General features: G+C 67.5%; 14 protein-coding genes. 7 read left to right on the top strand and 7 right to left on the bottom strand.

The window, feature by feature from the left end; all coding sequences use genetic code 11:
* The first annotated feature begins 5 nt into the window (after window positions 1-5).
* The 3 genes from grpE (at window position 6) to dnaJ (ending at window position 3,905) form a co-directional block, all read left to right on the top strand.
* The gene (gene grpE / locus VG556_RS19355) at window positions 6-521 is read left to right on the top strand and encodes a nucleotide exchange factor GrpE (protein WP_014646812.1); all 516 of its coding nucleotides are present in this window, start codon (window positions 6-8) and stop codon (window positions 519-521) included.
* Window positions 522-703: 182 nt separating this feature from the next.
* The gene (gene dnaK, locus VG556_RS19350) at window positions 704-2,626 is read left to right on the top strand and encodes a molecular chaperone DnaK (protein ID WP_100449879.1); all 1,923 of its coding nucleotides are present in this window, start codon (window positions 704-706) and stop codon (window positions 2,624-2,626) included.
* A gap of 154 nt (window positions 2,627-2,780) precedes the next feature.
* Window positions 2,781-3,905, top strand: a complete 1,125-nt coding sequence (gene dnaJ / locus VG556_RS19345; RefSeq protein ID WP_100449880.1) for a molecular chaperone DnaJ — start codon at window positions 2,781-2,783, stop codon at window positions 3,903-3,905.
* Between the two features lie 60 nt (window positions 3,906-3,965).
* Here the strand turns inward: dnaJ and VG556_RS19340 are convergent, their stop codons facing one another.
* Complete coding sequence (locus tag VG556_RS19340; RefSeq protein WP_014646814.1) at window positions 3,966-4,763, bottom strand: AraC family transcriptional regulator; 798 nt, start codon at window positions 4,761-4,763, stop codon at window positions 3,966-3,968.
* Between the two features lie 73 nt (window positions 4,764-4,836).
* Here VG556_RS19340 and VG556_RS19335 point away from each other — a divergent pair, with 73 nt between their 5' ends.
* The 3 genes from VG556_RS19335 (at window position 4,837) to VG556_RS19325 (ending at window position 8,483) form a co-directional block, all read left to right on the top strand.
* The gene (locus tag VG556_RS19335; RefSeq protein ID WP_100449881.1) at window positions 4,837-6,036 is read left to right on the top strand and encodes an MFS transporter; all 1,200 of its coding nucleotides are present in this window, start codon (window positions 4,837-4,839) and stop codon (window positions 6,034-6,036) included.
* Window positions 6,037-6,453: 417 nt separating this feature from the next.
* Window positions 6,454-7,362 (top strand): pyridoxal kinase, encoded by a 909-nt coding sequence (gene pdxY, locus VG556_RS19330; RefSeq protein WP_014646816.1) that lies wholly within the window; start codon window positions 6,454-6,456, stop codon window positions 7,360-7,362.
* Window positions 7,359-8,483 carry a prephenate dehydrogenase gene (locus VG556_RS19325; protein WP_100449882.1) on the top strand — a complete coding sequence of 375 codons (1,125 nt, stop codon included), beginning with the start codon at window positions 7,359-7,361 and terminating at the stop codon, window positions 8,481-8,483. Before pdxY ends, VG556_RS19325 begins: the two co-directional genes overlap by 4 nt.
* Before the next feature lie 219 nt (window positions 8,484-8,702).
* On the opposite strand, the gene VG556_RS19320 is transcribed toward VG556_RS19325, so the two are convergent.
* The 5 genes from VG556_RS19320 to VG556_RS19300 all read right to left on the bottom strand — a co-directional run bounded on the left by VG556_RS19320 (window position 8,703) and on the right by VG556_RS19300 (window position 12,883).
* Entirely contained in the window at window positions 8,703-8,897 is a 195-nt protein-coding gene (locus tag VG556_RS19320) for a hypothetical protein (RefSeq protein WP_014646818.1), read from the bottom strand.
* 70 nt (window positions 8,898-8,967) lie between these two features.
* Window positions 8,968-10,740: an ABC transporter transmembrane domain-containing protein gene (locus VG556_RS19315; protein WP_032960563.1), complete on the bottom strand. Its 1,773-nt coding sequence runs from the start codon at window positions 10,738-10,740 to the stop codon at window positions 8,968-8,970.
* Window positions 10,733-11,329 (bottom strand): IMPACT family protein, encoded by a 597-nt coding sequence (locus VG556_RS19310; protein ID WP_100449992.1) that lies wholly within the window; start codon window positions 11,327-11,329, stop codon window positions 10,733-10,735. The genes VG556_RS19315 and VG556_RS19310 overlap by 8 nt, the downstream gene beginning before the upstream one ends.
* A 40-nt stretch (window positions 11,330-11,369) precedes the next feature.
* Window positions 11,370-12,368, bottom strand: coding sequence for a hypothetical protein (locus VG556_RS19305; protein WP_100449883.1), 999 nt, complete (start codon window positions 12,366-12,368; stop codon window positions 11,370-11,372).
* Window positions 12,365-12,883, bottom strand: a complete 519-nt coding sequence (locus VG556_RS19300) for an RNA polymerase sigma factor (RefSeq protein ID WP_229653773.1) — start codon at window positions 12,881-12,883, stop codon at window positions 12,365-12,367. The genes VG556_RS19305 and VG556_RS19300 overlap by 4 nt, the downstream gene beginning before the upstream one ends.
* A 247-nt stretch (window positions 12,884-13,130) precedes the next feature.
* On the opposite strand from VG556_RS19300, the gene VG556_RS19295 reads away from it, so the two are divergent.
* On the top strand, window positions 13,131-15,971 hold the full coding sequence (locus tag VG556_RS19295; RefSeq protein ID WP_100449884.1) for a bifunctional diguanylate cyclase/phosphodiesterase: 2,841 nt from the start codon (window positions 13,131-13,133) through the stop codon (window positions 15,969-15,971).
* A 19-nt stretch (window positions 15,972-15,990) separates the two neighbouring features.
* Here VG556_RS19295 and VG556_RS19290 read toward each other — a convergent pair whose 3' ends face one another.
* Window positions 15,991-16,584, bottom strand: a complete 594-nt coding sequence (locus VG556_RS19290) for a TIGR00730 family Rossman fold protein (protein WP_014036864.1) — start codon at window positions 16,582-16,584, stop codon at window positions 15,991-15,993.
* Between the last annotated feature and the right edge of the window lie 54 nt (window positions 16,585-16,638).

The raw sequence follows: 16,638 nt of genomic DNA, 5'->3' as shown, positions 1-16,638 counted from the left end.
CAGACATGAACCACGAACATCCAGATATCGAATCCCAGCAGACTGCCGCCGATGCGGCCGCCGCCGCCGGCGTCAACGACGAAGTGGAGCGCCTGCGCGCCGAGGTCGAGCAGATCAAGGCCGATGCGCTGCGTGAGCGCGCCGACCTCGAGAACCAGCGCAAGCGCGTTGCCCGTGACATCGAGCAGGCCCGCAAGTTCGCCAACGAGAAGCTGCTGGGCGAGCTGCTGCCGGTGTTCGACAGCCTGGATGCCGGCTTGAAGGCGGCCGGCGATGACCCGCATCCGCTGCGCGAGGGCCTGGAGCTGACCTACAAGCAGCTGCTGAAGGTTGCCGCCGACAACGGGCTGGTCCTGCTGGACCCGATCGGCCAGCCGTTCAACCCGGAACACCACCAGGCCATCAGCCAGGTGCCGGCCCCAGACGCCGCCCCGGGCAGCGTGGTGACCGTGTTCCAGAAGGGTTACCTGCTCAACGAGCGCCTGCTGCGGCCGGCGCTGGTGGTGGTGGCCGCCGACTGACCCCTCCAGGGCCGGAAGGCGGGAATGTCCCGTCAACCGGCCCGACGCTGAACGCGCCGGGCGACCGGAAACACAGCGTTCGGGAGATGGCTTGAATGTTCCACGAGCCTCCCCCACATCGTATTCATCCACCGGCCGAACGGCCGGACTGACCCCAACAAGCATCCTCAGGAGTCTCCCCCATGGGCAAGATCATTGGTATCGACCTCGGCACCACCAACTCGTGCGTGGCGATCATGGACGGCGGCAAGGCCCGCGTCATCGAGAATTCGGAAGGCGATCGCACCACCCCGTCGATCGTCGCCTACACCAAGGACGGCGAAGTCCTGGTGGGCGCCTCGGCCAAGCGCCAGGCCGTCACCAACCCGAAGAACACCTTCTACGCGGTGAAGCGCCTGATCGGCCGCAAGTTCACCGACGCCGAAGTGCAGAAGGACATCGCCCACGTCCCGTACGGCATCCTGGCCCATGACAATGGCGATGCCTGGGTGTCGACCAGCGATGGCAAGAAGATGGCCCCGCAGGAAATCTCGGCCAAGGTGCTGGAGAAGATGAAGAAGACCGCCGAGGACTTCCTCGGTGAGAAGGTCACCGAAGCGGTCATCACCGTGCCGGCCTACTTCAACGACAGCCAGCGCCAGGCGACCAAGGACGCCGGCCGCATCGCCGGCCTGGACGTCAAGCGCATCATCAACGAGCCGACCGCGGCCGCGCTGGCCTATGGCCTGGACAAGGGCGACAACAAGGATCGCAAGATCGTGGTGTACGACCTGGGCGGCGGCACCTTCGACGTCTCGGTGATCGAGATCGCCAACGTCGACGGCGAGAAGCAGTTCGAAGTGCTGGCCACCAACGGCGACACCTTCCTCGGCGGCGAAGACTTCGACAACCGCGTCATCGAGTACCTGGTTGAAGAATTCAACAAGGACCAGGGCATCGACCTGCGCAAGGATCCGCTGGCCCTGCAGCGCCTGAAGGACGCTGCCGAGCGCGCCAAGATCGAGCTGTCCAGCGCCCAGCAGACCGAAGTGAACCTGCCGTACGTCACCGCTGACGCCTCGGGTCCGAAGCACCTGAACATCAAGCTGACCCGCGCCAAGCTGGAAGCGCTGGTGGAAGACCTGATCAAGAAGTCGATCGAGCCGTGCCGCGTCGCCCTGAACGATGCCGGCCTGCGTTCGAGCGACATCAGCGAAGTGATCCTGGTCGGTGGCCAGACCCGCATGCCGAAGGTGCAGCAGGCGGTGACCGAATTCTTCGGCAAGGAACCGCGCAAGGACGTCAACCCGGACGAAGCCGTGGCACTGGGTGCTGCGATCCAGGGCGGCGTGCTGGGCGGCGACGTCAAGGACGTGCTGCTGCTGGACGTGACCCCGCTGTCGCTGGGCATCGAGACCATGGGCGGCGTGTTCACCAAGATCATCGAGAAGAACACCACCATCCCGACCAAGGCCTCGCAGGTGTTCTCCACCGCCGAGGACAACCAGTCGGCCGTGACCGTGCACGTGCTGCAGGGTGAGCGCGAGCAGGCCCGCTTCAACAAGTCGCTGGCCAAGTTCGACCTGTCCGGCATCGAGCCGGCCCCGCGTGGCCTGCCGCAGGTGGAAGTGTCCTTCGACATCGACGCCAACGGCATCCTGCACGTGTCGGCCAAGGACAAGAAGACCAACAAGGAACAGAAGGTCGAGATCAAGGCCGGTTCGGGCCTGTCCGAGGAAGAGATCGCACGCATGGTCGCCGACGCGGAAGCCAACCGCGAAGAAGACAAGAAGTTCCAGGAGCTGGTGCAGGCCCGCAACCAGGCCGATGCCCTGATCCACGGCACCCGCAGTGCCATCACCGAGCACGGCAGCAAGGTCGGCGGCGATGTCATCGGCAAGGTCGAGGCGGCCCTGGCCGACCTGGAAACCGCGATGAAGGGTGACGACAAGGCACAGATCGAAGCCAAGTCGAAGGTGCTGGAGGAAGCCGGCCAGTCGCTGTTCGCCGCTGCTTCGGCCGACCAGGGCGGTGCCCCGGGTGCCGACGCCGGCAACGCCGGCAAGGCGCAGGACGACGTGGTCGACGCCGAGTTCACCGAAGTCAAGGACGACAAGAAGTCCTGATCCGGACCGACACGGGACGCTGGCCATCAGCGTCCCGTTGTCGCATCAGGGTCCTGACCGCCCACCGGCGTGTCGGGGCGCCCGACGCAAGAGCGGACCTGGTTCCGCTCTTCCGCTTTGACGAATCCCGACTTTCCGGAACCAGATTCACCATATGAGCAAGCGCGATTACTACGAAGTGCTGGGCGTTGCCCGCACCGCCACCGACGACGAGCTGAAGAAGGCCTACCGTCGCTGTGCGATGAAGTTCCACCCGGACCGCAACCCGGGTGATGCGGCGGCCGAAGCCTCCTTCAAGGAGTGCAAGGAAGCCTACGAAGTGCTGTCCGATGGCAACAAGCGCCGCATGTACGACAGCCACGGCCACGCCGCGTTCGAGCACGGCATGGGCGGTGGTGGTCCGGGCGGCCCGGACATGAACGATATCTTCGGCGATATCTTCGGCAACATTTTTGGCGGGGGCGGCGGTGGGCCGCGCCAGGCCCGTCGCGGCGCCGACATCGGCTACGTGATGGAGCTGGACCTGGAAGAGGCGGTACGCGGCGTTGAGCGCCGCATCGAGATCCCGACCCTGGCCGAGTGCGGCGACTGCGATGGCAGTGGCTCCGAAGACGGCAAGGTCGAAACCTGCAATGTGTGCCATGGCCGCGGCCAGGTGCGCATCCAGCGCGGCATCTTCGCCATGCAGCAGGCCTGCCACAACTGCGGCGGCCGTGGGCAGATCATCGCCAAGCCCTGCAAGACCTGCCACGGCAACGGCCGTGTCGAGGAAGACAAGGTGCTGTCGGTGAAGGTGCCGGCGGGCGTCGATACCGGCGACCGCATCCGCCTGCAGGGTGAAGGTGAGGCCGGTCCGGCCGGTACGCCGCCGGGTGACCTGTACGTGGAAGTGCGCGTGCGCGAGCATGCGATCTTCCAGCGCGATGGCGACGACCTGCACTGCGAAGTGCCGATCCGCATCTCGCAGGCAGCGCTTGGCGACACCGTACGCGTGGCGACCCTCGGCGGCGAAGCGGAAATCCGCATCCCGGCCGAGACCCAGACCGGCAAGCTGTTCCGCCTGCGTGGCAGGGGCGTGCGTTCGGTGCGCAGCCGCAGCGAGGGCGACCTGTACTGCCGCGTGGTGGTGGAGACCCCGGTCAACCTCACCAACGAACAGCGCAAGCTGCTGGAGCAGTTCGAAGCCACCTTTGTCGGCGAGGAAGCACGCAAGCATTCGCCGAAGTCGGCGACGTTCATGGATGGCGTGAAGGGCTTCTGGGACCGGATGACGTCCTGAGTTTTTCAACCGAAGCGTTGAGCGGTAGCGCCGGGTCATGCCCGGCGTTTTCGTTTGCGATCAGCGGAAAAACGCCGCGGGCGTCTGCCCCAGTTGGCGCTTGAACATGCTGGTGAACGCGCTGGGGCTGTCGTAGCCCATCGCCAGCGCCACATCGATGACCTTGTCGCCGACTGCCAGCCGCTCCAGGGCGGCCAGCAGGCGCGCCTGCTGCCGCCACTGCCCGAAGGTCATGCCCAGTTCGCCGGCGAAATGGCGCTGGATGGTCTTCACGTCCACCTGCAGGGCCTGGGCCCAGTCCTGCAGCGTGGCGTCGTCGGCGGGATGCTTCTGGATGTGCTGGCAGATCCTCTGCAGGCGCGGGTCGGTGGGCGAGGGCAGGTGCAGCGGCAGCACGTCCATGCGGTGCAGCTCGTCCAGCAGCAGGCGCACCACGCGACCGTCGCGGCTGTCGTCCACGTGCGCGGACTCGATCAGGCTGGCAGCCAGCAGCAGTTCGCGCAGCAGCGGCGCCACCTGTACTGCGAACGCGCCATCCGGCAGTTGCGGTGCAAAGTCCGGTTCCACGTACAGGCTGCGCATGTGCACCTCGGCGATGCAGTCCACCGCATGCACCATGCCGGCCGGAACCCAGATCGCGCGGGTGGAGGGCACGACCCAGCGGCCACCGTCTGCGCGCACCACCATCAGGCCGGACATGGCGAAGACCAGTTGGTGACGGCGATGCCGGTGTGGCGCGATGTGGGTACCGGGCGGGTAGTGCCGGGCGCGGCTGGTCACCGGGCGGTGTACCGGCACTTCGTTCCACGGCGCGGTCTCGCGGATCGGGCAGGGAGTGTCCTTTTTGCGATATGCCATGACCCGAACGCGGCAGAAGGGAGTGGGGGGTCCACCGTAGCATGCGTGGCTCGCCCCCAACCTGACTGTGTCCATGTCGACCCTGGCTTCTCCCGCAACGACCTCACGCCCGGTGGCTCCCGGCGTGCTGGCCGCCATCTCCACCTCGCATGTCGTCAACGACATGATGCAGTCCCTGATCCTGGCCATCTATCCGGTGATCAAGGGCGGCTTCAACCTCAGCTTCACCCAGATCGGCCTGATCACGCTGACCTACCAGCTCACCGCGTCGATCTTCCAGCCGTTGATCGGCATGGCCACCGACCGCCGCCCGGCACCGTACTCGCTGCCGATCGGCATGGCCTTGACCCTGTGCGGCATGCTGCTGCTCGGCTTTGCGCCGAACTACGCGGTGGTGCTGATGGCTGCGGCCATGGTCGGCATTGGTTCGGCCATCTTCCACCCGGAGGCCTCGCGCATCGCCCGGCTGGCTTCGGGTGGCCGTCATGGCTTCGCGCAGTCGGTGTTCCAGGTGGGTGGCAACTTCGGTACCGCGCTGGGGCCGTTGATCGCTGCGGCCGTGATCGTGCCGTATGGCCAGCATGCCGCATCGTGGTTTGCCGGCGCCGCGCTGATCGGCATCGCATTGCTGACCTATGTTGGTCGCTGGTATGCACTGCACCTGGGCACACCGCGTCCGGCCAGCACCGCGTCTATGGCCCCGCGGCATCCGCCGCGCACCGTGGCCAAGGTGCTGGCGATCCTGCTGGTGCTGATCTTCAGCAAGTACTTCTACATGGCCAGCATCGGCAGCTACTTCACCTTCTACCTGATCCACCATTTCGGCATTCCAGTGGCACAGGCGCAACTGCATCTGTTCGCGTTCCTGGTGGCGTCTGCCGCCGGTGGTTTCCTCGGCGGCCCGCTGGGTGACCGCATCGGACGCAAGCCGATCATCTGGACCTCGATCCTCGGCGTGGCCCCGTTCGCGCTGATGCTGCCGCACGCCGATCTGCTATGGACCACAGTGCTGGCGGTGCTGATCGGCTTCGTGCTCTCCTCGGCGTTCTCGGCCATCGTGGTGTACGCGCAGGAGATGATGCCGCACCGCATCGGCATGGTGTCCGGCCTGTTCTTCGGCTTTGCCTTCGGCATGGGCGGGCTTGGCGCGGCCGTGCTGGGCATGCTGGCAGACAGGACCAGCATCGAATACGTCTATCAGCTGACCGCGTTCCTGCCGCTGCTCGGTATCGTCGCAGCGTGGCTGCCACCGTCGCGGCCTGCTGCTCACTGAGGGGGTTGGGTTTGCAGGGCTTGCAGCCCTGCACCTGCAGAGGCAACGTCAACAGCAGAAGCGGGCTATCCGTGGGTTGGCGGGGTGGGTCCGGTTGCAGGGGACGCCGTAAACCCATCCCTGGGGGCTTGGCCGCGGCATCCATGCCGCGGACACCCCTGCAACCGGACCCACCCCGCCTTCGACAGTTTCCTGCGATCCGTCGGAACGGCTCTTGGGGTCAGATCCGTTTTCCGAAGGAAAACGGATCTGACCCCGATTTATTTCGGTATCCCACAGATGTGCCGACCAACGGTCGGCACCCACACCGCCCCGCCATCCCACGGAATGCGGCTCTTGATATTGCTTCGGCTTCGCCTTCGGCAGGTGCAGGGCTGCAAGCCCTGCCGAAAACTCCCTTGGGCGTAGAATGCGGCCATGAGCGAATCCCTTGATAACCACCTGGTCCACGGCCGCCGCCAGCGGCCGGATGGGCCGTCGCCGATCGATGTCATCTCGGTCCAGTCGCAACTTGTGTACGGCCACGCCGGCAACAGTGCCGCCGTCCCGCCGATGCGCGCACTGGGCGTGCGCGTCGCCGAAATCCCGACCGTGCTGCTGAGCAATGCGCCGTTCTACGACACTACGCGGGGCCGCGTGCTGCCCGCCGACTGGTTTGCCGACCTGCTGCTGGGTACCCACGAGCGTGGCCTGCCGCAGCGGGCGAAGATGCTGGTGTCCGGTTACTTCGGCAGCACCGCCAACGGTGCGGCCTTCGCCGACTGGCTGGACAACATCCTGCCGGCCTGCCCACAGCTGCGTTACTGCCTGGACCCGGTGATCGGTGATACCCATACCGGACCCTACGTGGAACCGGGCCTGGAAGCGATCTTCGCCGAGCGCCTGCTGCCGCACGCCTGGCTGGTGACGCCCAATGCCTTCGAACTGAATCGCCTGACCGGCATGCCGGCACTGGCCGAGGCCGATGCCATCGCCGCCGCGCGCACGCTGCTGGATCGTGGCCCGCACTGGGTGATCGCGCACAGCGTAGGCGGCAACCCGGGTGAGCTGGTCACCCTGGCGGTCGGGCACGAGGAAACCTGGCGCTGGACCTCACCGCTGCTGCCGGTGGACGTGGCCGGTACCGGTGACGTGCTGATGTCGCTGGTGGTGTCGTTCCTGCTGCGCGGTGAGTCGATGCAGCAGGCGATTTCGCGCGCGATTGCCGGCACCCATGCGGCGCTGGAGGCGACCCTGGACAACGGCTTCGAGGAGTTTGACGTGATCGCTGCCGCGCCGGCGGCGCTGGCCGAAGGAACGCGCTTCCGCGCTGAACGCGTGGCATGAGCGGCCTGGATCCACGCACGCCGCGCACGGTCGGCATCGTCGGCAGCGCTGGTGCCTATGGGCGCTGGCTGTGCCGCTTCTTCCAGCAGCACCTGCAGCTGCAGGTGATCGGCCATGACCCGGCCGACCCGGACTCGCACACGCCGGAACACCTGCTGGCGCAGGCCGATGTACTGGTGTTCTCGGCACCGATCCGGCACACGCCGGCGTTGATCGCCGAGTACGTGCGGCAATCGGCGGGCCGCGAGCAGGGCAGGCTGTGGCTGGATGTGACCTCGGTAAAGGAGGCACCGGTGCAGGCGATGCTGGCCTCGCAGGCCGAAGTGGTCGGACTGCACCCGATGACCGCGCCACCCAAGGCGCCGACCCTGAAGGGGCGGGTGATGGTGGTCTGCGAAGCGCGGCTGCAGCATTGGCGGGCATGGGTCGATACGCTGTGCACCGCGCTGCAGGCCGAGTGCGTGCGCGCGACGCCGCAGCACCACGACCAGATGATGGCGCTGGTGCAGGCGATGGTGCATGCCACCCACCTGGCGCAGGCAGGCGTGCTGCGCCAGTACCAGCCGCAGCTGGGCGATCTGGCCGCGATGATGCCGTACCGTTCGGCGTCGTTCGAGCTGGATACGGCGATCATCTCGCGCATCCTGTCGCTGAATCCGGCGATCTACGAAGACATCCAGTTCGGCAACCCGTACGTGGCGCCGATGCTGGAGCGGCTGGTGGGGCAGCTGCAGGCCCTGCAGGTGCAGGTCGGACAGGGCGACGACGGCGCACGGGCTGCATTCCGTGAGCAGCTGCTGTCAGCCAATCGCAGTGCCTTCGGCGAGCAGGCCCTGGCGGATGGCAACTACACGTTCGAACGCGTGGGGTATCTGCTGGCCGATCTGACCGAGCGCAACGCGCTGTCGGTGCACCTGCCGGAGGACCGGCCTGGCTCGCTGCGCGAGCTGTTGAACGTGTTCGAGCAGCACCGCATCAGCCTGGCCTCGATCCATTCCTCACGCACGCCCGGGGGCGAGGTGCATTTCCGTATCGGATTCGTGGCCGGCAGTGATCCGACGGCGATCCGTCGGGCGGCGGCCGACGTGGACGCCAGCGGCATCGGACGGGTGCTGGGCTGAATTCATCCACAGGCGGTGTGGATGGTTTCTGAGCAAACGTGTGGATAACCCTGCGCAGCCCCTGTCAGGCAAGGCTGTCAAGATGCTTGGTGAAAAATTGATCACGCCTTCTTGTGGAGTCGAGCCGTGCTCGACTGCCCTTGGCAAAGAGCGTGTCGACCGAGGTCGACACCTACCAGAGCAGGGCGACACGGCCAGTGACCACCAAGGTGGGCAGCGCTAGATCATCAACCGCAGTTCGCCGCCGCTGGTGGTGAATTCGCGGCCATTGCGAACCAGATGACGCCCGTCATCCAGCTCGTAACGCGGCGTGGATTCAGAGTGATGCCCGCTGCCATTCGCCTCGGGCTTGAACTCGATGATGATGTGGCTTTCGCCATTGCTGTCGACTGCAGGGAACTGACGGAACGACATCGCGTACCTCCTTCAGCGGATGCTGCTGATGCGAGGCCAGCTTGGTCCGGCCGATGTTAGCCGGCCGTCATCAATCGATGAACTGCAGTCGTGCCAGTTCAGCGTACAGTCCGCCTTCGGCCAGAAGCTGGGCATGGGTACCTTCGGCCACGATGCGGCCCTGGTCCATCACCACGATGCGGTCGGCCTTGAGCACGGTGGCCAGGCGGTGGGCGATGACCAGCGTGGTGCGACCGGCCATCAGCCGCTCCAGCGCCTGCTGCACGCTGTGCTCGCTCTGTGCGTCCAGCGCGCTGGTGGCTTCATCGAGCAGCAGGATCGGCGCGTCCTTCAGCAGTGCCCGGGCAATCGCCACGCGCTGCTGCTGGCCACCGGACAGGCGCGCACCGCGTTCGCCCAACTCACTGTCGTAGCCCTGCGGCAACGCGCGCAGGAAGCCATCGGCCTCGGCCGCACGCGCGGCAGCTTCGACCTCGGCGTCACTGGCCTGCAGGCGGCCATAGCGGATGTTGTCGCGCGCACTGGCCGCAAACAGCGTCGGCTGCTGCGGCACCAGCGCCAGCTGCGCGCGCAGCTCGGCCGGATCGACCTGGCGTACGTCGATGCCATCCACGCAGATGCGGCCGCTGGCCGGATCGTGGAAGCGCAGCAGCATCGACAGCACCGTGCTCTTGCCCGCGCCCGACGGGCCGACCAGGGCCACCGTCTCGCCCGGGCGGACATGCAGATTGAAGTGGTCCAGCGCGGCCTGGTCCGGACGTTGCGGATAGTGGAACACCACGTCGTCGAACTGGATTTCGCCGCGCAATGGTTGCGGCAGAACGTGCGGCTGCGCCGGCGCACGGATCTCGATGTCTTCCTGCAGCAGCTCGCCAATGCGGCCCATGCCACCGGCTGCACGCTGCAGTTCGTTCCACACTTCGGCCAGCGCGCCCACCGAGCCGCCGCCGATCAGCGCGTACAGCACGAACTGGCCCAGCGTGCCGGCACTGAGGCGCCCGTCGATGACATCGTGCGCGCCCAGCCACAGCACGCCAACGATGGCGCCGAACACCAGCAGGATGGCGCTGGCGGTGACCAGCGACTGCGCACCGATGCGTCGGCGCGCGGCGCCAATGGCATCGCCCAGTGCCTTGTCGAAGCGTCCGCGCTCGTAAGGCTCGCGTGCATGTGCCTGCACCGTGCGCACGGCGCCCAGCGTCTCGCTGGCCAGGCTGTTGGCATCGGCGATGCGGTCCTGGCTGCTGCGTGCAACCGTGCGCAGCTTGCGCGCGCCGATGATGATCGGCAGTACCGCCAGTGGGATGCCGAGCAGCGACCATGCCGCCAGCCTGGGGCTGGTGACGAACAGCATGGCCAGGCTGCCGACCACGGTGACGCTGCTGCGCAGGGCGACCGACATGGTCGAGCCGACCACGCTGCGCAGCAGTTCGCTGTCAGCGGTCAGGCGCGAGACCAGTTCGCCGCTGCGGCTGCGGTCATGGAAACCGGCACCGAGCTGGATCAGGTGTGCGTACAGGCGGCTGCGCAGGTCGGCCACGACTTTTTCGCCCAGCAGCGACACGAAGAAGAACCGTGCGGCCGTTGCCAGTGCCAGCACCACCGCCACCAGCATCAGCAGGGCGAAGGCACGGTTGATCTGGCCACCGCTGGTGAAGCCGTGGTCGATCATCTGCTTCACGGCGGGGGGCAGGCTCAGCGTGGCGGCCGAAGAGACCGCCAGCGCCAGCAGCCAGGCGGTGAACAGCCCGCTGTGGCGGCGCACGAACGGCCACAGCGTCCGCAGGCTGCCGAGGCGGCGCAGCGGTGGGGCCGAGGCAGGGGCGTCGTCCTTGTCAGTCATCCTGGTCGTCGTCTTGTATGCGGATACGGTCACGGGTGGCGTCGCGCAGGCGGATTTTCAATGCATCGACCTGATCGGCCGGCAATTCGACCCGCAGGCACACGCCGTTGGCATCGAACTGTTCATCGCGCTTCACGGCGCCGAAGCTGGGAAGGGTGGCATGCAGGGTGCCCAGATCCTCGAAGCCGGCCAACAGCTGCAGCCGGGCCATCGCCACCAGCGGCAAGCGCGGGGCGGTACGCAGGCATTCGGCGGCGGCGCCACCGTAGGCGCGCACCAGTCCACCGGCGCCCAGCTTGATACCGCCGAACCAGCGCGTCACGACCACCATCACCCGGTCGAAGCCCTGGCCGTCGATCGCAGCCAGGATCGGCCGCCCAGCGGTGCCGGCGGGCTCGCCATCGTCACTGGAGCGGTAGTCCTGGCCGTGCCGGTAGGCCCAGCAGCTGTGGGTTGCGTCGGCTACGGCCACCTGTTGCAGGAACGCCAATGCTGCCGCGGCGCCATCGATCGGCGCGGCATGGGCAATGAAGCGGCTGTGTTTGACTTCCAGCGTGTGGCTTACCGGCTGGGCGAGGGTATCGGGCATTCCCGCCATTCTACGGGGTCGCCGGAGGTCACTGCCCGCTTCAGTCGTCCAGCAGCGGGCGCAGGTCGCGCGGCAGGCGCGCTTCCGGATACTGCTGCACATAGCGCTCCAGGCTGGCGCGGGCCAGGTCGCGCTGGCCGTCATCGCGGCGCGCGCGGATCTTCTGCAGCCACTGCCGTCGCGGCAGCTGTGCATCGGCGTCCACCTCGGCCTGCACGGCATCCGCACTGAGCCGCGCGTCGGCGCCGCGGCGCATGACGCCGGGCGCGGAGCGGCTCGGGGCCTGCCGCTTCATCGAGGTGATCTCTACCCGATCCAGTGCCTGCGCCCGTTCCGCATCGGCAGCGTTGGCCACTGGCGCCTCGGCGGTGCGTGCTTTCAGCGCCCCTGCCGGGGCCGGCGCCAATGCCGGTGCAGGTGCCGAATAGGCAGCCGGTGCGGGAGGCGCGGGCGGTGCCGCTGCCGGTGCGGCGGCCGGACCAGGCGGGAGCGCCGCAAAGGACGTATCGGCGGCCGCATCCGCCGCCATCGATCGTGCAGCCTGGGCCGGAGCCTCAGCAGTCTCGGTCGGCGCAGGCTTGGCTACCCGCGCGACGGACGGCGCCGGGGGAGCGGCAACAGGGGCCGCCTCGGGTGCTGCAGGTTCGGTGGCCGTTTCCGATGCCGCAGCCGCGCTGTCGGCTGGACTGCTCCCAGCGGCCTGATCGGCGGCCGCGACGTCTGCCGCAGCGGGTGCCGCAGCAACAGCGGCCTCGCCTGCCGGAACCGGCGGCGGTTCCGGGCGCAGCTGCCAGGCGATGCCGATGGCGAACACCATCGAGGCGGCGATACCGAACACCGCCGGCCAACGCGGACGTGTGCGCTGCCTGCGCGGCGCCTCGGCGGAGACAGCAGCATCGGCCGCCGGTGCGTGCACGGCAGCGCGCGCCGCGGCCAGGATGGTGGCGTCCAGCGCGGCCGGCGGGGCCTGTTCGACGCGACGGCCGAGCAGGCGCGCCAGCTCGCGTTCTTCCGGCGTCAGCGGTTCGTCTCGGTTCATGCGTTCAATCCCGCACGCAGCTTGTCCATCGCATAGCGCAGCCGCGATTTCACGGTTTCCCGGCCTACGCCGGTGATCTGGCCGATCTCCTCCAGGCTCAGTTCCTGATCCAGCCGCAGCTGCAGCACTTCGCGCTGCTCGGGCGGCAGTTGCTCCATCGCCAGCTGGATGCGGCGACGTTGTTCGAATTCGGAAAGCTCGGCTTCCGGGGTCTGCCCGTCCTCGATCGCGGCCAGGCGCAGGTCGGCGTCGGCCGGTGCGGCAGGGCGATGGCGAGCGGCCCGCCAGTGGTCGTTCAGGCGGTTGTGGGCGATGCGGAACAGCCAGGTGCTGAATGCAGCGTCAGGCTGCCAGCCCGCGCGCGCGCTGATCACCCGCTGCCAGACATCCTGGAAGATCTCCTCGGCCAACGCGTTGTCGCGCAGTTGCCGCAGCAGGAAGCCGAACAGGCGCTTGCGATGGCGTGCATACAGGCTTTCGAACGCGCGCAGGTCGCCACCGGCCCAGGCCAGCATCAAGGCTTCATCGGTTGGCAGTGCGCTGGCTTCCACGCCGTACAGGGTAAGGCCTGCAGGCGGTGGCGCATAGCCGGTGACGGGGGCGGGCAGGGCGAGGTTCATGGCGTGGAAGCGGCTACGGGCAGGAGGAAAAACGTACGGGCGCACGATTCGGGGTTTACGGGCTTCCATTGCCCCCCGGGTGGCGCGCTATGCTCGGCGGCTCAGGGGAGGCGACGCACAGACGGCGCCGAGAGATTGTCATTTGTCCACGCACGTTGAACCGGCGGAAGAGCCACCACACGAGGCCGTGCTGAGCACGGCGCTGGTGCGCGCATTGCATGCGCTGCTGCCGGACTCGGCCGTGGTCCGCGTTGGCTGGGATGACCCGCAGCTGGGCCGCGGACAGGGCGGCTGGCCGGCTGTCGCGGCGGCCGACGCGTTGACGGTGCCCGGCGTGGGCAACGGTTGCCATGGCTGGGAATATGACGGTGCCCGCCTGCAGTTGTCGGTCGAAGGCGCCGTGCCTTCAGCGGCGTGGTGGGGGCTGGCCCGGCAGGCCATGGAGCTGGCGCTGCAGCGCGGTCGCCAGGCCGGGCAGATCAAGGCGCTGGAAGAAGCTGAACGGCTGCAGCAGGCGCTGTTCCAGATCGCCGATCTGGCTGGCGCCGACCTGGAGATGTCGGAGATGCTGCGTCACGTGCACGGCGTGCTTGGCACACTGATGTACGCGGAAAACTGCTACATCGTCGAGTACGACGATGTCCGCGACCAGATCCGCTTCCTGTACTTCGCCGACCAGGTCGATGACTTCGTCGCCGATCCGTCGCAGAGCCATGACGCCGACGAGATGCCGCGCAGCCTGACCGTGGCGTTGCTGCGCCACGGCAAGCCGCTCAGCGGCCCCTCGCGCGAGTTGCTGGCGCGCGTGGTCGAGCAGGAGCACGACCCGCAGCGTGGACCGGAGAGCCTGGACTGGCTGGGCGTGCCGATGCTGCGCGATGGCCGGGTATGCGGCGCCATCGTGGTGCAGAGCTATGAGCTGGCGGCCCGTTATGGCGAGGCCGAGCGGGCGCTGCTGGGTTTTGTCGCGCAGCACGTGCAGACCGCGATGGACCGGCGCCAGGCGCAGGTCCGGCTGGAACAGCAGGTGGAGCGGCGCACGCTGGAGCTGCAGCGTGCCAACCACAGCCTGCAGGATGAAGTGGCCGAGCGCCGCCGCGCAGAGCAGCTGCAGACCGCGCTGTACAACATCGCCGAGATGGCGATGTCGGCCGACAGCCTGGCCCAGTTCTACGGGCAGGTGCATGGCGTGGTCGGGCGCCTGCTTGACGCGCGCAATTTCTACATCGCGCTGGTGAACGGGGCCGGCAGCGGCCTGGACTTCGTCTACTCGGTGGACGAGCACAACGCCAGCCGTGCGCCACGCCCGTTCAGCCGCGGCCTGACCGAGTACGTGGTGCGCAACCGGCGTCCGTTGCTGGCTTCGCGGCAGCAGATCGACGCACTGCTGGCCAGCGGCGAAGTGCGCGAATCGGGCGCACGTTCGCATTGCTGGCTGGGCGTGCCGCTGCTGCGCGATGACGAGGTGGTCGGCGCGATCGTGGTGCAGAGCTACAGCGAGAACAGCACGTTCAGCGTGCACGATCAGCGCTTGTTGACCTTCGTTGCACAGAACATCGGAACCGGGCTGGCGCGCCAGCGCGACCAGCAGCAGCTGCGTTCGGCGCATGCCGAGCTGGAAAAGCGCGTGGAGGAACGTACCCGCGAGCTGGCCGAGGTCAACGAGAAGCTGCTCGGGCAGATCGGCGAGCGCCTGCGTGCCGAGCAGCGCCTGACCCATCAGGCCATGCACGATGCGCTTACCGGCCTGCCCAACCGCCTGCACCTGCTCGATCGCCTGCAGGATGCGCTGGCGCTGGCCAAACGCGAGGGTGGGCCGGTGTTCGCCGTGCTGTTCCTCGACCTGGACCGCTTCAAGCTGGTCAACGACAGCATCGGGCACGCTGCCGGCGATCGCATGCTGGTGGAGGTGGCCAAGCGCATCGTATCGATGGCCGGCACCGATGACGTGGTGGCGCGGCTGGGCGGCGATGAGTTCGCGGTGCTGCTGCAGTGTCCGCAGGGGCTGGCACAGGCGCTGGAGTTCGGCCAGCGGCTGTTGCTGGCACTGCAGGAATCGATGTGGATCGCCGGGCGCGAACTGTTCCCGTCCGGCAGCCTGGGCATCGCCTTGTGGAACCCGCGCTACCGGACCGGTGAAGAACTGCTGCGCGACGCAGACGCGGCGATGTACCGGGCCAAGGCGCAGGGTCATGACCGCTGCGCGATCTTCGACGAAGACATGCGCGAAGAAGCGATGCGCAGCCTGGACCTGGAAGCGGATCTGCGGCGTGCGATCAACAACCGCGACTTCGTGCCGTTCTACCAGCCGATCGTGCGGCTGTCCGATGGCGAAGTGGTGGGGCACGAGGCCTTGCTGCGCTGGCAGCACGAGCGCCGTGGCCTGTTGCTGCCCGGGGCGTTCCTGGAGCTGGGCGAGGAAAGCGGCCTGATCGAGCAGGTCGACTGGCTGATCTACGAACAGGTCATCGCGGGACTGGCCGAAGGCGGCCACGGCTATGTCTCGGTGAACGTATCGCCACGCCATTTCCGCTCGGCCGAGTTCAGTGGCCGCCTGTTCGGTCTGCTCGATGCATGCGGTGCCGACCCGCGCCGGCTGCGCCTGGAGATTACCGAGGTGGCGCTGCTGGATGATGGCCCGCACACGCTGCGCATCCTGCAGGGCCTGCGCGAGCGTGGCATCCAGGTGCAGCTGGACGATTTCGGTACCGGCTTCTCGGCGCTGTCCTACCTGCACCGCTTCCCGATCAGCACGTTGAAGATCGACCAGAGCTTCATCGCCGGCCTGCATGGGCCGGAAGTGCAGAGCACGCGCGCGCTGGTCGAGGGCGTGCTGTCACTGGCCCGCACCTTGGGCATCGAAACCATCGGCGAAGGCATCGAGACCGAAGCGCAGCGGCAGACGCTGCGCGAACTTGGTTGCGACTACGGCCAGGGCTACCTGCTGGGCCGCCCGGCGCCGTGGGACGGCGCGGTGGCCTGAGCCACCGCGCCGGGTCGCCTCAGCGCAGGGCGGAGCGACGCTTCTCGTCGATCCACTTGGAAGCCTGGGCCGGCTGATAGTTCTGCATCCACTCCAGCATTTCCTCGATGTCCGAGCCGTACCACAGGTCCTGGCGCTGGTCCGGATGCAGGAAGCGCTCTTCCACCATGCGATCGATCATGCCGATCAGCGGGGCGTAGAAGCCTTCCACGTCGAGGAAGGCGCATGGCTTGTTGCCGATGCCCAGCTGGCGCCAGGTCAGCATCTCGAAGATCTCTTCCATGGTGCCGAAGCCGCCGGGCAGGGCGACGAAGCCGTCGGCGAGGTCGAACATGCGCGACTTGCGCTCATGCATCGAACCGACGATCTCCAGTTCGGTCAGGCCGCGGTGGGCCACTTCCCAGTCGGCCAGCTGGCGCGGGATCACGCCGGTCACCTCCCCGCCGGCGGCGAGCACGGCATTGGCCACGGTTCCCATCAGGCCGACGTTGCCGCCGCCATACACCAGGCGCAGGCCGTCACGGGCGATGCGATCACCCAGGGCAATGGCGCGTTCGGTGTAGGCCGGCTTGCTGCCAGCGTTGGAACCACAGTACACACAGATCGATTTCATGGATCTTCCTGTCTCTTGGCCGGAAACGAAAACGCCCCGTCGCCAACCGCAGGG

This window comes from Stenotrophomonas sp. CASM106 (assembly GCF_049384825.1).
GTDB classification, from domain to species: domain Bacteria; phylum Pseudomonadota; class Gammaproteobacteria; order Xanthomonadales; family Xanthomonadaceae; genus Stenotrophomonas; species Stenotrophomonas muris.
Note: the sequence above shows the minus strand (reverse complement) of the source record. Positions and strands in the feature narration are given on the sequence as shown.

Excerpts from the sequence above, each read along its gene's own strand:
- VG556_RS19340 (WP_014646814.1), bottom strand. The coding sequence starts at position 4,763 with ATGGCATATCGCAAAAAGGACACTCCCTGCCCGATCCGCGAGACCGCG.
- grpE (WP_014646812.1), top strand. The coding sequence starts at position 6 with ATGAACCACGAACATCCAGATATCGAATCCCAGCAGACTGCCGCCGAT.
- VG556_RS19325 (WP_100449882.1), top strand. The coding sequence starts at position 7,359 with ATGAGCGGCCTGGATCCACGCACGCCGCGCACGGTCGGCATCGTCGGC.
- pdxY (WP_014646816.1), top strand. The coding sequence starts at position 6,454 with ATGAGCGAATCCCTTGATAACCACCTGGTCCACGGCCGCCGCCAGCGG.
- VG556_RS19300 (WP_229653773.1), bottom strand. The coding sequence starts at position 12,883 with ATGCTGGCCTGGGCCGGTGGCGACCTGCGCGCGTTCGAAAGCCTGTAT.
- VG556_RS19315 (WP_032960563.1), bottom strand. The coding sequence starts at position 10,740 with ATGACTGACAAGGACGACGCCCCTGCCTCGGCCCCACCGCTGCGCCGC.
- VG556_RS19305 (WP_100449883.1), bottom strand. The coding sequence starts at position 12,368 with ATGAACCGAGACGAACCGCTGACGCCGGAAGAACGCGAGCTGGCGCGC.
- VG556_RS19310 (WP_100449992.1), bottom strand. The coding sequence starts at position 11,329 with ATGCCCGATACCCTCGCCCAGCCGGTAAGCCACACGCTGGAAGTCAAA.
- VG556_RS19320 (WP_014646818.1), bottom strand. The coding sequence starts at position 8,897 with ATGTCGTTCCGTCAGTTCCCTGCAGTCGACAGCAATGGCGAAAGCCAC.
- VG556_RS19290 (WP_014036864.1), bottom strand. The coding sequence starts at position 16,584 with ATGAAATCGATCTGTGTGTACTGTGGTTCCAACGCTGGCAGCAAGCCG.
- dnaJ (WP_100449880.1), top strand. The coding sequence starts at position 2,781 with ATGAGCAAGCGCGATTACTACGAAGTGCTGGGCGTTGCCCGCACCGCC.
- VG556_RS19335 (WP_100449881.1), top strand. The coding sequence starts at position 4,837 with ATGTCGACCCTGGCTTCTCCCGCAACGACCTCACGCCCGGTGGCTCCC.
- dnaK (WP_100449879.1), top strand. The coding sequence starts at position 704 with ATGGGCAAGATCATTGGTATCGACCTCGGCACCACCAACTCGTGCGTG.